Annotated in this window: 10 protein-coding genes; 3 read left to right on the top strand and 7 right to left on the bottom strand. The window is 41.6% G+C overall.

The window, feature by feature from the left end; translation table 11 throughout:
* Positions 1 to 7: 7 nt before the first annotated feature.
* The 3 genes from ACT3RM_RS00730 to purL form a co-directional block, all read right to left on the bottom strand.
* Positions 8 to 190, bottom strand: coding sequence for a YnbE family lipoprotein (locus tag ACT3RM_RS00730; RefSeq protein ID WP_441992761.1), 183 nt, complete (start codon positions 188 to 190; stop codon positions 8 to 10).
* Entirely contained in the window at positions 183 to 2,663 is a 2,481-nt protein-coding gene (locus tag ACT3RM_RS00725; RefSeq protein ID WP_441992762.1) for an intermembrane phospholipid transport protein YdbH family protein, read from the bottom strand. The genes ACT3RM_RS00730 and ACT3RM_RS00725 overlap by 8 nt, the downstream gene beginning before the upstream one ends.
* Positions 2,664 to 2,782: 119 nt before the next feature.
* Positions 2,783 to 6,667 carry a phosphoribosylformylglycinamidine synthase gene (gene purL / locus ACT3RM_RS00720; protein ID WP_441994524.1) on the bottom strand — a complete coding sequence of 1,295 codons (3,885 nt, stop codon included), beginning with the start codon at positions 6,665 to 6,667 and terminating at the stop codon, positions 2,783 to 2,785.
* A gap of 274 nt (positions 6,668 to 6,941) precedes the next feature.
* Between purL and mltF the strand changes: the two genes are divergently transcribed.
* Together mltF and ACT3RM_RS00710 are read left to right on the top strand one after the other, a co-directional pair.
* On the top strand, positions 6,942 to 8,555 hold the full coding sequence (gene mltF / locus ACT3RM_RS00715; protein ID WP_441834479.1) for a membrane-bound lytic murein transglycosylase MltF: 1,614 nt from the start codon (positions 6,942 to 6,944) through the stop codon (positions 8,553 to 8,555).
* Between the two features lie 504 nt (positions 8,556 to 9,059).
* Positions 9,060 to 9,275 (top strand): hypothetical protein, encoded by a 216-nt coding sequence (locus ACT3RM_RS00710; protein WP_441834501.1) that lies wholly within the window; start codon positions 9,060 to 9,062, stop codon positions 9,273 to 9,275.
* Here ACT3RM_RS00710 and tadA read toward each other — a convergent pair.
* Entirely contained in the window at positions 9,272 to 9,775 is a 504-nt protein-coding gene (tadA, locus tag ACT3RM_RS00705; RefSeq protein ID WP_441834478.1) for a tRNA adenosine(34) deaminase TadA, read from the bottom strand. The genes ACT3RM_RS00710 and tadA overlap by 4 nt on opposite strands.
* A gap of 387 nt (positions 9,776 to 10,162) precedes the next feature.
* Here tadA and ACT3RM_RS00700 point away from each other — a divergent pair, with 387 nt between their 5' ends.
* Positions 10,163 to 11,467, top strand: a complete 1,305-nt coding sequence (locus tag ACT3RM_RS00700; RefSeq protein ID WP_441834477.1) for an inosine/guanosine kinase — start codon at positions 10,163 to 10,165, stop codon at positions 11,465 to 11,467.
* A 27-nt stretch (positions 11,468 to 11,494) separates the two neighbouring features.
* Here ACT3RM_RS00700 and glsB read toward each other — a convergent pair whose 3' ends face one another.
* From glsB to dnaB, 3 genes are read right to left on the bottom strand one after another with little or no spacing between them, the layout of a single operon-like run.
* A complete protein-coding gene (glsB, locus tag ACT3RM_RS00695; RefSeq protein WP_441834476.1) occupies positions 11,495 to 12,421 on the bottom strand; it encodes a glutaminase B in 927 nt (308 codons plus the stop codon).
* 26 nt (positions 12,422 to 12,447) lie between these two features.
* On the bottom strand, positions 12,448 to 13,536 hold the full coding sequence (gene alr, locus ACT3RM_RS00690; RefSeq protein ID WP_441834475.1) for an alanine racemase: 1,089 nt from the start codon (positions 13,534 to 13,536) through the stop codon (positions 12,448 to 12,450).
* Positions 13,536 to 14,915: a replicative DNA helicase gene (gene dnaB, locus ACT3RM_RS00685; RefSeq protein WP_441834474.1), complete on the bottom strand. Its 1,380-nt coding sequence runs from the start codon at positions 14,913 to 14,915 to the stop codon at positions 13,536 to 13,538. Before dnaB ends, alr begins: the two co-directional genes overlap by 1 nt.
* Positions 14,916 to 15,038 lie beyond the last annotated feature (123 nt).

Here is a 15,038-nt window from a genome sequence, read left to right as displayed (position 1 = left end):
TAACTCCTTAGAATAATTCACTGTCATCACTAAATAGACTATCAAGCTCTTTGTCTACTTTTACACGAATTTCATGATCAACCTTTACGTTTAGGTTAATGGTAATGGGCTCTTTAGCGGCTACTTCAACACGGTGCGTACAAGCACTCAATAGCCCAAGCACTGATATTATTACTAACCATTTAGTCATTCTTGCTTCCTTTTGTTGAATACTGTTGCTCTACTTTTTGGGTGATTTCATCGCTTAACCTGAGCGCCCGAAGTAAAGTAAATACGTTCTCTTCGTGATTATAGTTAAAGTTCACTTGCTGTTTTTGTACTTGGTTATAACCTTGTAAGCTAACTCCTAAGTACAACCAACCATCGGGCTTTAAATTAACGCTACTTTTTAAACTTTGAATATCTAAGTTCTCTAATAAACCAATAATAGGTTCTAACTCTTGCTGCTGCGCTTTAACAGCATTAAAAGCGGCGTTGTCGGCAATAATTAACTTACCATCACCTTGGTTATGTAACTCGCCCTCTTTAACTTCAACGCCTTGCTCATTAAAATGTACAGGTAAAGTACCATTAACTCTACCCGTTAAGGTAATACCCGATTTATCGTCTAGGGTAATTACTTTACTAGCATCAATATTATTAAAAGTCACTAAAGCTTGCTGAGGAGTATGAAACAGGCGGTACTTATCTAGCTTAAAACTGCCGCCCATTACTTCACCTTCCAGATTACTCACTTGAGGTACGGTATTGTTAACCTGCCATTCGCTACTGATATTTTTAACTATAGCGCCCGCTCGTAACTCTAAAAGTGTAAATGTAGTAGGTGCAACATTAAGCTCTCCTGAATCATAACGGCCACTTAACTGACTGCTAAAGTGATCACCTAAATAATCATTGTACAGCCCACTGGCTTTATTTATTTGGGCGTTAAAATCAGCACGCTGTAAATTAACATCACCTTTAACCTGTCCATTTAAAGTGCCATCAGTGAGTATCACTGAAGGTAAAAACTGTTGGATCAACGGATTAAGTTTTGTCATCGCTTGGCTTGGAATAATCACCTCAAATGGATGCGCTACTGCCGATACATTATGATTAGCAAGAAGCTCGACTCCATCAATAAATATATGATGAGATGCTTGCAATGCACGACTTTGCAGACCTTTAGAGCTAACTCGGATATTATTTAAATTAACCACGTCACTTTTAAATTGCTTAAGCTTAGTTTCACTGACTAAATCAATAAACAGCTCACCTACACGCAATGTGGTATTTGCCGTTAACTGATTAGTGGCACCTGTTAGTTGATAGTCGTTAAACTTTACAGAATCCAGCTTACTATCAAGCTGCAACTGTGTTTTTTTCGCTTTATCAATATTGGCTGAAAATGTTGCTTGGTATTTTTTTAACTTAAGTTCATTTTCGTTTGCTATGTAATTTGCTGAGTCTAAAGATAATTGCGTATTAAATATGAGGCCTGTTAGCGGCGTTAATACATTAGCTATATTAAAGCTACCTTGGCTTTTAAATCCCTCGCCGTTCACAGGTAAAAATACAGGTAGTGTGTCAATTTTTAGTAAGTAATCACCCTCAACAGCCCCTTCTTCTAAAGCTCCATTAAGCGTTAAGTTATTAATATCATCTGTTTGCATTACTAATGCAAGCTGCCCTTTAGCGCTATTGAAGGGATCATTCAAGGCTATACTTACATTTTCAGCTGTAACTATTGTTTGGTTACTTTCAGCTTTAAGCAATACTTTGTCAGTAGCTAGCTGCTGTTTATTTACAGTGATTTTTTCAGGAAGCGATAATTGCCAATCCAGAGAAAGCTGCTTACTTAAGTAGTTACGTTGCGGCTTATTATTGGTAATTAAATCAAAACAGCTTTCATGTGCTTTAATTTGGCTCGTTAATTGGCTGGCATCAAGGATTAATAGCTTTTCGTTAAGCTCATAATGTGTTTTAACATCACCATTAATATTAAAAGTTAACGGGCACTCATCAAGCTCTTTTGTATAGCGAGCTTTAATTGTGCTGTTTAAATCAACCGATACACCATCAAAACTAAAGTTGTGTTCACCAGTAAGTTGAATCTGTTCAATAGGGAACGCTTTTGCAAGTAGCTCATCGTTAACTTTAATAGTACCGGATATAAGCTCAGAGCTTGCCTTGATTGTCGCATTGATATCGCCGTTAAGCGTAAACATATTAAGGGTTGGCTCTTTTATAGCAGTAATTAAAGGTTTACTTAACTGAGGGTGAGAAACCTCAAGCCGCTCTATACTTAAAAGAGGTCGTTTTGCAGGTAACTCTAGTGCAAGCTTTTTAAGTTGTGCGGTTGTAACAGTATCCTTTTCGTCGCTGCTGCCCCCTGCAAAGGAGTCCTCACTTAAGCGTAAGTTAGCGCGGTGCACTGATACTTTCTGGCTGTTGGCTACAATACCACCTAACTCTAATTGGTGGTCTAAATAGGTAATACACACTCGCTCAACATGTAAATTTAAATCACTATTAATTGACCAGTCCAAGCAATGTAACTCGATACCCGACTGACTTAACGTGGGAGCAATGAACCACTGCGTTAATGGCATACGAAATACATAGCCAAGTGTTAGAACACTTAGTATTAAAAACAGTAAACCCCAAGCAGCACGTTTGATCATATTATCCTTAAAATTAATTTTTGAATCTTGAAGAATCAGTGTAGACAAAAAAGGCTGCACAATGCAGCCTTTTTTATTTTAAACGGTTTTTATTAACCTATGGTTTATAACCAAAGCTATTAACCTACATTTTTACGTGCATTACGGAACATACGCATCCATGGACTATCTTCTTTCCATTCATCTGGATGCCAAGAATTAGCTACAGCGCGGAACACGCGTTCAGGGTGTGGCATCATCACTGTTGCACGACCATCTGTTGATGTAAGACCTGTAATACCTTCTGGCGAACCATTCGGGTTGTTAGGATATTGCGTTGTTGGGTTACCGTAGCTATCAACAAACTTCACTGCCACAGAGCCTGAGTCAAGTGCAGCTTTAACAGCAGCATCGTTTGCAAATTCAGCATGACCTTCACCGTGCGACACAGCAATCGGCATACGCGAGCCTGCCATACCTTTAAAGAATACCGATGGACTCTCTTGCACTTCAACTAGACTAAAACGCGCTTCAAAACGCTCAGACTTGTTCGTCACAAAACGTGGCCAATGTTCAGTACCTGGGATCAGCTCTTTAAGGGTTGATAACATCTGACAACCATTACACACACCTAAGCTGAAAGTATCTTCACGGTGGAAGAAGTTTTGGAACTGATCGCGTGCCATATCATTAAATAAAATTGACTTAGCCCAACCTTCACCCGCGCCTAATACGTCACCGTAAGAGAAGCCACCACAAGCCACTAGACCTTTAAACTGTTCAAGCGTTAAGCGCCCTTCAAGAATATCACTCATGTGCACATCAACAGCTGCAAAACCAGCACGGTTAAATGCCGCCGCCATTTCAAGGTGCGAATTTACACCTTGCTCACGCAAAATAGCCATTTTAGGCTTAGCGCCCGTTGCAATATAAGGTGCAGCAACATCTTCGTTTAAGTCAAAGTTCAGTTTAACGTTAAGGCCTGGGTCCTTTGCATCAAACTTGGCATCGAACTCTTGCTTAGCGCAATCAGGATTATCACGACGTGCTTGCATTTGGTACGTTGTTTCAGCCCAAATGGTACGAAGCTCAGTACGGGTATTGCTTAGTACTGAGTTACCAGCGCGGTTAAATATGACTGCGTCATCGTTATTAAGCGTACCAATTTCGTGGCTAATTGCTGCAATGTCATGCTCAGCTAATACCGCATTTACTGCGTCTAGGTCGCTGTTAGCAACTTGAATTACCGCACCTAGCTCTTCATTATAAAGTGCTTCGATGTCTGAACCGGTTAAACCATCAAGATTTACAGTGACACCAGTGTGTCCTGCAAAAGCCATTTCAGTTACAGTAGTAAATAAGCCTCCGTCTGAACGGTCATGATAAGCAAGTAGTTTACTGTCAGCGACAAGTGCTTGCATGGCGTTGTAGAAACCTTTTAATAGCTCAGGGTTATCAACATCAGGTGTTACATCACCTAACTGCTTGTACACTTGTGCCAAACTTGATGCCCCTAGACGGTTTTGACCGGCGCCTAAATCAACTAAAATAAGTGATGTTTCACCTTTATCAGTGCGTAGTTGCGGTGTCACTGTTTTACGTACATCATCAACACGGCCAAACGCAGTAATGATAAGCGATAACGGCGCTGTGACTGATCTATTTTCGCCATTTTCGTCCCACTGGGTTTTCATCGACATTGAGTCTTTGCCCACAGGAATAGTTAAACCAAGCGCTGGGCAAAGTTCTTCGCCAACCGCTTTTACGGCTTCATAAAGGCCTGCATCTTCACCCGGGTGACCTGCCGCTGCCATCCAGTTTGCAGAAAGCTTAATATTTTCAAGGCTACCAATATTAGTACACGCAATATTAGTCAGTGACTCAGCAACCGCTAAACGGGCAGACGCCCCATAATTTAAAAGTGCTGCTGGCGTACGCTCACCCAGAGACATAGCTTCACCGTGATAAGTGTCGTATGTTGCTGCAGTTACTGCGCAGTTAGCTACAGGTACTTGCCAAGGGCCAACCATTTGGTCACGAGCTACAAGGCCTGTTACCGAGCGGTCTCCGATTGTGATTAAAAAGGTTTTTTCTGCAATGGCTGGTAAACGCAGTAAACGTGTTGCCGCTTCTGCAACATCAATTAAACTGGTATCAAGCGGATCGCTAAGTGCTTTTTTAGAGTGTGCTTCGCGGTGCATTTTAGGCGCTTTACCTAGTAATACATCTAACGGTAAATCTACTGGGCTATCATTAAAATGGCTGTCAGCAACGGTTAGATGACGTTCTTCTGTTGCTTCACCAATTACTGCGTACTCTGCACGCTCACGCTTACAAATAGCTTCAAAACGATCATAGTCTTCAAGGGCTACAGCAAGTACATAGCGCTCTTGAGATTCATTACACCAAATTTCATGCGGTGCCATACCCGGCTCATCATTTGGGATATCACGCAGTTGGAATTTCCCCCCACGACCACCGTCATTTACAAGCTCAGGAAATGCATTTGATAAACCGCCTGCGCCCACATCATGGATAAACGCAATAGGGTTTGCATCACCAAGCTGCCAGCATTTGTCGATCACTTCTTGGCAACGGCGTTCCATTTCTGGGTTTTCACGTTGCACAGAAGCAAAATCTAAATCTTCGTTCGATTGGCCAGAAGTCATGCTTGATGCAGCACCACCACCTAAACCAATGTTCATTGCAGGACCACCTAAGGCAATAAGTTTAGCGCCTACGGGAATATCGCCTTTTTGCACATGGTCGGTACGAATATTACCTAAACCACCAGCAAGCATAATTGGCTTGTGGTAACCACGTACTTCTAAACCATTATGGCTGGTTACTTGTTCTTCATAAGTACGGAAATAACCCACTAAATTAGGGCGGCCAAATTCGTTATTAAATGCCGCGCCACCCAAAGGGCCTTCAGTCATAATATCAAGCGCCGTTACAATACGTGCAGGTTTACCAAAGTCAGTTTCCCAGGGTTGTTCATAACCTGGAATACGCAAATTAGATACCGTAAAGCCCACTAAACCCGCTTTAGGTTTAGAACCTCGGCCTGTGGCGCCTTCATCACGAATTTCACCACCAGATCCTGTCGCCGCACCAGAGAATGGCGCAATAGCGGTTGGGTGATTATGGGTTTCAACCTTCATCAAGATCTCAATATCCTCTTGATGATATGCATATTCACCTTCAAAATTAGGGAAGAAGCGACCTGCTTTTGACCCTTTCATTACCGCTGCGTTATCTTTATAAGCCGATAAAACATTTTCAGGGTTTAACTCGTAGGTATTTTTGATCATTTTGAACAGAGACTTAGGCTGCTCGATGCCATCAATAGTCCAATCGGCATTAAAAATCTTATGACGACAATGTTCTGAGTTTGCTTGGGCAAACATAAATAATTCGATGTCGTTTGGGTTACGCCCTAACTTTTTAAAGTTTTCTACCAAGTAGTCAATTTCGTCATCGGCCAGTGCAAAGCCTTGCTCTATGTTTGCGTTCGCTAATGCTTCACGGCCACCACCTACAATATCTACAGATGACATTTTGTTGGGCGTATCAGTACGGAATAACTGTCCAGCGTCAGCAAGTGCGCTGTGTGTAGATTCAGTCATACGGTCATGTAATTGAGCCGCAACGGCTGTTAACTGCTCAGTGCTTAATTTACCCTCGATGTAGTAAGCAACACCACGCTCAACACGGTGAATTTGGCTCAAACCACAATTATGCGCAATATCCGTTGCCTTAGAGGCCCATGGTGAAATAGTACCTGGACGAGGGGTAACAAGAATTAACGTGCCGGCAGGTGTGTGCTCAGCAATCGTTGGGCCATAAGTTAACAACTTTTCAAGCTTAGTATGCTCATCAGCAGAAAGTTCGGCTGTTAAATCAGCAAAATGTGCGTATTCGGCATAAACATTAGTGACAGGAAGTTGCGCTTGTTGGCAACGGGCTAAAATTTTCTGAACTCTAAAATCGGAAAGTGCAGGTGCACCACGAAGGATCAACATAGGTATTTTCATCCGGGGTTAGGGATTGAACGATATTTTAGGCGCATAGTATACCCAAATCACCTCAAAATGCGAGTTTCAGTTGAAGTTAAAAGTGATTTAAGTAAGACATTGATTGCGATAATAATGGTTCTGTTTTTAAAATCAATAACGTAGTATAAGTCGCTTTAAACCAACACATGGGCGTAATTATACACCCCAATAAAACTAATCGTGCAGTGACGCCAGAGCGAAGTTTTGATATAACGGTATTATGGCACTCATGGGGCGCATTATGTTTAAACAAAAGCTAATAATAATCATTACGTTAGTAACACTTTTATGTGCCTGCAATATGCAGGAAGAACCGTCGCAGTTAAGCCAAATAAAAGCCGATAATAAAATTCGTGTAGGCACTCTCGCAGGCGCAACTAACTACTACCAATCGCCACAAGGCGAGCAAGGTTTTGAATACGAACTAGCGCAAGCATTTGCCGACCATTTAGGTGTTGAGCTTGAGATGGTACCGTTTTTTAATTTATCAGATATGTTTTCCCGATTGGACAGCGGCGACTTAGACATTATTGCCTCGGGTTTAACTTACGATAATGTCCGCGCACAAAACTATCGTTTTGGCCCAACATATCGCACCATAAGCCAAAAGCTCGTTTATAAACAAGGTCGCGTTCGCCCTCGTGAATATAGCGATTTAACAGGTAATTTAACGGTGCTTTCAAAAAGTAGCCATTCACTGGCGCTGCAAAAAGTACAGCAAAATCAACCTGATTTAACCTGGCAAGAAACCGAAGAATTTGACGAAGAAGAATTACTACAAGCTGTTATTGATGGCGATATTGACTACACCCTAGCTGACTCCCATACCCTTTCGCTATTTCGTCGCTACCACCCCAATTTAAGTATTGGTTTTTCAGTTACCCGTAACGACCCTATTGCATGGTTGTTGCGTAAAGATGGCGACGATTCACTATACGCGCTGATGGTGCCATTTTTTGGCGACGTTAAACAAAATAACCAACTTTATGTACTCGAAGAAAAGTACTTTGGACACGTGCGTCAATTTAATTATGTAAATACCCTCGCTTATATAGAAGCGATAAAAGACACCTTGCCTAAATACCAACCTTGGTTTGAGCATTACGCAGGCAGTTTAGACTGGCGTTTATTGGCCGCATTAAGTTATCAAGAATCGATGTGGAACCCACGAGCAAAATCGCCTACGGGGGTACGCGGAATTATGATGCTCACGTTAAATACAGCTAAACAAGTGAATGTTACAAACCGTTTAGCTCCTGAGCAAAACATTCGCGGTGGCGCCGATTATTTAACAACGTTAGTTAATCGCATACCCGATCGTATTCCACAGCCAGATAGAACTTGGTTAGCACTGGCCTCGTATAATGTTGGTTGGGGACATGTGAATGACGCGCGTATTATTACTGAAGTTCAAGGTGGCAGCCCTGACAAATGGGCCGATGTAAAAAAACGCTTACCCCTACTTATTAAAAAGCGTTATTACCGCACCACCAAATACGGTTATGCGCGCGGTGATGTAGCGGTTAAATACGTTGATAATATTCGCCGTTATTACGATGCACTCGTCTGGCTTGACGAAAATAATGCGATAGCCACTAACAAAAGTGAGACTGAACAAAAAGATTCAGAGCAAAACACTAAAGCAAGTACTACTGCTGAAGATACTACCGAGGGCAATAATTCAGAAAAAGCAGCTCAAAAAGACGAGAATAATAGTGCTGTTCTAGAAAGCAATGCCGATCCAAAAAACACCCAAAAGGAAAAGAATACCGAAAAAGTTATAACGCAAGACGAAAAACCGAAAACAGATAAAAGCACTGAGCAAATTAAAGAAGATGAGTCGAAAAAGAAGTAAGAATTAATGAAAGTGAGGATATTAAGATATCAGGAACAATTTTTAAAAAGTCGAATATACAATTTAAGTTTCAAGAGAATGCAAATGACTACTTTGAAATGGGCGTATATATAGGAAAACTTAAAAGTAATGTTTTATCAATCAGCTATACGTGCGTAAAAGGCGGTAAACAGTGCGCTGTTGCACGTGATGCAATTGAAAGTTCAGTATTTCAAAAAATACAACCAGGCTATCCAGGTTAAAATTTATTTAGCTAAAAGTTTTTTGCTTGTAATGAAATGATCATTACATTTGCGTATAAAGGGTGTACAGGCTTACCATAGTTCGATTTAGAAGCACTTTAATCGCGGCGCTATAGTATTATCGTTGCTTTATGTAATAAAGTCCGAGTAAAGCTACCGGTCCTGTTCAGGTACCTTACCGACATCTATACAGACAACAAAGAGTAAGGCGTCCCTAGGTAAAACAGTGCCTTCTTTCTCTCACACTCAAGGACATCTCATCATGTTAAAACGCAGACATCCCACACACAAATTTAAACGCAATATTATTTATTCAACAGCGACTCGTCGGCGTATTATGTTACGTAATTTACATAAAAAAGTTATTTGGCGTCGTCGCATGTATGCAATGCAGCAAATGGACGAAATTAATAATATCGCTCCCCAGCAACCAGACTTAGTGTCTACCCCCGACAAAAACAAAGCTAATTCAGATTAATCAGGTTTGTTACGTGCTGCCAGTTTGGCAGCTTTTATTTCTTGGCGGCGACGCTTAAAAAATAGCGAAATAACCTCACCGCATTGCTGAGCAAGTACTTCTCCTTGCACCTCAACTTGATGATTTAATTTAGGCTCTTGCAGTAAATTCATAATCGACCCTGCCGCGCCCGTTTTGCCGTCTTTTGCACCAAACACTAACCGTTTAATTCGGCTATGCACCAACAAACCAGCGCACATCGAACACGGCTCAAGTGTTACATATAAGGTGCAATCAATTAGCCGGTAGTTATCAAGTGCTTTACCGCCTTCACGAATAGCCATCATTTCAGCATGAGCAGACGCGTCATTATCCGTAATTGAACGATTATAGCCTGTAGCAATCAACTGATTATCTTTAACAAGTATCGCACCTACTGGTATTTCATTTAACTGCTCAGCCTGCGCTGCATATTCAAGCGCTTTTGCCATCCAGTATTCATCACTAAAATCTTTACTCATTCAATTTATTACTTACTTAAATAATTTCCTAAGTATATTAACTTAATGTGTAGAAATACCAAGCATACCGATTAACAACAAAAACGAATAAACCAATAATACCAATGTGACTAACTAGATAGCCATTTTGCTATCAGCTAAAACAATCCAGTTTGAGCTTATTCTAATGAAACCAAGTACCTGTAAAAAGAACAAGCATCTTCTTAAATTCATCAAGTACAACCCCCTTACAAACGAAAATATTAATCTCTAGACGGTGAATTTAAAAACATAGAGTGCCGGAGAACAAAAATAAAACGAATAAAAACACCTTTAACATGGCTCTAAAGTGTTAATTTACGCTATAATCACTCGCTTTTTTTATTTACCTCACCACACGGGTAGCAAATGAAATTTCCTGGACGCCGCAGGCATAAACACTATTTTCCAGTAGAGGCTAAAGACCCTCTTACTAATCAACTCAACGCCAGTGATCGCTTACAGCGAAGTTATATTACTGGTATAGATCAGATTGTTGTTGATATAGAAGCCAAAGTCGATCAAGCCTTCCTAGACGAATTTAAACTGCGCCGAGGAATGTCGCAAGTTATCGATAGTGATATCACAAATGCACTTTACGATCGCTTAAAACTTAACGACATGGTCGATTATGAGTTTGCTGGCGGTACAGTAGGTAACACCATGCACAACTACTCAGTGCTGGCAGACGATCGCTCTGTGTTATTGGGTGTAATGAGTGAAAACATTAAAATTGGTAGCTACGCTTATCGCTTTTTATGTAATACCTCAAGCCGTGTTGACCTAGACTATCTACAACCGGTTGATGGCCCCATTGGCCGATGTTTTACCCTTATTGATGAAACAGGTGAACGTACTTTTGCGATCAGTGCGGGTTTAATGAATCACCTTCGCCCTGAGTCCATCGATAAAGACTTGATTGAAAACTCATCGGCCTTAGTGATAAGCGCCTACTTAATGCGTACCCAAGGCGCAGAAACGATGACCGAAGCAACAATGCAAGCCGTTAAATATGCCAATGATGCGGACGTGCCTGTCGTACTCACACTAGGAACAAAGTTTTTAATTGAACAAGATCCGAGTTGGTGGGCCAGTTTTGTGGCTGAACATGTTGATATTTTAGCAATGAACGAAGAAGAAGGCTTTGCGATTACTGGTTTTGAAGATCCATTACTCGCGGCGGATAAAGCTCTTGATTGGGTTGATTTAGTTATTTGCACTGCCGGTGAAAAAGGTTTATTTATGGCAGGTCACGTAGATGATCAATTCAAGCGTGAAACCGAGTACCCACTTCTACCGGGCGCAATTGCTGATTTTAACCGTTACGAATTTTCTCGCGCAATGCGAAAAAAAGACTGTGACAATGCCTTACGTGCGTACAGCCATACAGCCCCTTTTATGGGCGGGCCAGATTCAATTAAAAACACCAATGGTGCGGGAGATTGCGCATTAGCTGCGGTATTACATGACTTATCAGCAAATGTTTATCATAAGCTTAATGTAGGTAACTCGGCGAAGCACCAACAACCGGCGATGACTTACTCGTCACTTGCGCAAATTAGTAAATACGCTAACCGCGCCAGTTATGAAGTGTTGGTACAGCATTCACCACGATTGTCACGCGGACTGCCAGAGCGAGAAGATTGCCTTGAACAGGTATATTGGGAGCAGTAAGCTCCCAAGCCTTAACTTCAAAAAGCGTTAGTTAAAGATAGAAATATCAAGCTTACTCGATAGCAGCTCAAGGGCTGCTATGCCTGCCACAGAGTTACCATAACTATTTAGTCCCGGCGAATAAACTGCAACTGTAAACTTTCCCGGTAATACGGCTAAAATAGTCCCAGAAACGCCAGATTTACCAGGCATCCCCACACGATAACCAAAATCACCTGCAGCATCGTACAAACCACTGGTAAATAATAATGAATTAAGTTGCTTAGTTTGCAGATTTGAAAGCACCCGCTTATTGGTGACGTTATTTATCCCTTTGTTCGCTAAGAAGTTATACGCTTTAGCCAACTCAACACAATTGAGCTCAATAGCGCAAAAGTTAAAATAAGCCCATAGCACATCATCTACTTCATTATCAAAGTTACCGAACGACTTCATCAAATGCCCCATAGCCGCATTACGATGGCGAAATTCGTACTCTGAGTTCGCCACCTTTTTATCGATCATGATACTGGGATTGCCTGACAACATACGAAACATTTCAAGCATTGAGTGTATTGGCGCTGAAAGCCGACTATAAAGCGCATCACAAGTTACAATAGCGCCTGCATTTATAAACGGATTGCGTGGTACACCTTTTTCAAACTCGAGCTGGGTTAATGAGTTAAAGGCAGTGCCAGAAGGCTCTTTACCCACTCGTAGCCATAGCTCATTACCATAGCGCTGTAGTGCCATGGTTAAAGTCATTACCTTAGATACTGACTGAATGGTAAAGTACTGAGAGCAATCACCAGCACAAAATGTTTGTCCGTCAGTGGTATAAATAGCAATCGAAAATAGGTTTGCATCCACTTCTGCCAGCGCAGGAATATAATCAGCCACTTTGCCTTGACTCAATAATGGCTTTACCTCATTGGCAATATCCGTAAGTACTTGTTGGTAATCAGTTGTTGGCAAGTTATACCTCAAAAAATAAACGCTGTTTAGGTGAGTGAGTCACTATATTCATAACTTACACGTGGGGTAATATTACACAATAGTTCATACGCAATGGTGCTGGCGCAATGGGCAATTTCTTCAACAGGAAGCGCTTCCCCCCATATAGTGACTTCATCACCGACTTTAACCCCTTTGGCGTTGTCGCCAATATCAACACTTATCATATCCATTGAAACACTTCCCACAATTCCATATCGCTGATTATTAATAATGACTGGTGTGCCTTGCTTAGCATGGCGCGGGTAACCATCACCATAACCCATGGCAACTACCGCTAATTTAGTGGCCTTATTACTTTGCCAACGTCCGCCATAGCCAACACATTGTTTGGCATCAACATCACGAATGGCAATCACTTTAGTGCTTAAGTTCATTACGGGCTTAAGGTTATGCTTGCGACCAGTGCTGTTTAACATAGGCGATACGCCATACATCATTAAACCAGGACGTACCCAGTCACCATGCCCCTTAGACCAACCAATAATACCAGCAGAATTTGCTAAGCAGTGCGATTGGTTTTTTCCTATTACTAAGGAGTTAAACAAAGCAATTTGCTCAGCGGTTTTAGTATCATTAACATCATCGGCGCAAGAAAAGTGCGTCATTAAATTAAGAGTATTTTTAGCGTTTGGTGTCGTTTGCAAACGCTTGTAAAAATCATCTAATTGCGAAGGGTCAATACCTAAGCGGTGCATACCAGTATTTATTTTTAGCCAGCAACTAATGGACGCACCAAGGTTTGCTTGCTCTAGAGCTTGTAGTTGGTTTTCATCATGGATAACTGTTTGAAAGTTATTAGCCAGTAATATCGCTAAGTCATCTTTATGGAAAAAACCTTCTAGCAATACAATTGGCTTCGTTAGGCCCCCAGCACGCAGCGCAAGTGCTTCATCAATTCGCGCTACAGCAAAAGCATCAGCTTCATTTAAGTGCTGAGCTATTTTAACTAAACCATGACCATAAGCGTTTGCCTTTAATACCGCCATAACCTTTGCATGCGGCGCAAATTGCTTAACTTGCGCCAAATTATGCGCAAGGGCTTCTAAGTTAATTTTTGCTACAGCTAGGCGCATTAATAATCATCATCTACAGCAGGTCCGGCATAGTTATCAAACCGCGAAAATTGTCCTTGGAAGGTAAGTCGTACTTTCCCTATTGGACCGTTACGTTGTTTACCAATGATTATTTCAGCTACGCCTTTGTCGGTGCTGTCTTCGTTATAAACTTCATCACGATAAATAAACATAATTAAATCGGCATCTTGCTCAATTGAACCTGATTCACGTAAGTCTGAGTTAATTGGCCGTTTATCCGCACGTTGCTCTAGTGTACGGTTTAGCTGCGATAGCGCTACAACCGGACACTTCAGCTCTTTAGCAAGAGCTTTGAGTGAACGCGAGATCTCAGCAATCTCAAGCGTTCGATTATCAGATAGGCTCGGCACACGCATTAACTGCAAATAATCGACCATGATCATACTAATACCACCATGTTCACGGGCAATACGACGAGCACGGGAACGCACATCAGTTGGCGTTAGCCCTGACGCGTCATCAACATACATCTTACCTTTTTCCATTAACAAGCCCATGGTTGAAGACAGACGAGCCCAATCTTCGTCATCCAGTTGGCCTGTGCGCACCTTAGTTTGATTAATCCGCCCAAGAGATGCCAGCATCCTCATCATGATTTGTTCAGAGGGCATCTCTAATGAATAAATAAGTACCGGCTTGTCTTGCGTCATTGCCGCATGCTCAGCCAAGTTCATGGCAAAAGTGGTTTTACCCATTGATGGACGCGCCGCAACAATAACTAAATCAGATGGCTGCAAGCCAGTGGTCATTTTATCAAGGTCTGAATAACCGGTACTTACTCCAGTGACACCATCTTGCGGGGATTGATATAACTCTTCAATTTTATCAACAGTTTTTTCTAAGATGCTGTGTAGGTTTTGCGGTCCTTCGGTACTTTTAGTGCGTTGTTCAGCAATTTTAAATACACGACTTTCTGCAAAGTCTAATAAGTCATGACTAGTACGCCCTTCAGGGTTAAAGCCCGCTTCGGCAATTTCATTGGCTACGCCAATCATCTCACGTACTACAGCACGTTCGCGAACAATAGTGGCATAAGCGTCGATGTTAGCCGCACTTGGCGTATTTTTAGCTATTTCAGCTAAATAAGCAAAACCACCGACACTGGCAAGTAAATTATTTTCTTCTAGGCTTTCAGAAATAGTGATCAAGTCAATGGGGTCACTCGCCTCAGCAAGCGATATCATGGCTTCAAATATAAGCTTGTGAGTGCGGGTATAAAAATCTTGTGCAACTACTAACTCTGCAACACGGTCATAAGCTTGATTATCAAGCATTAAACCACCTAATACAGATTGCTCTGCTTCAATGGAATGAGGGGGAACTTTAAGTGTGTCGACTTGTTTATCTGGTTTAGCCATAACTTCGCAATACTAACAGTGAATAACCCTATTCTATCGACTTGCGAGAGCTGTGCAAATAGCAAAGCGGGAAATCTTTTTCTGTACTGGTAATCAACTTTCATGAACCTTAAGCATTAGGCG

The organism is Pseudoalteromonas sp. AOP7-A1-14, assembly GCF_052376275.1.
Classification (GTDB): domain Bacteria; phylum Pseudomonadota; class Gammaproteobacteria; order Enterobacterales; family Alteromonadaceae; genus Pseudoalteromonas.
Note: the sequence above shows the minus strand (reverse complement) of the source record. Positions and strands in the feature narration are given on the sequence as shown.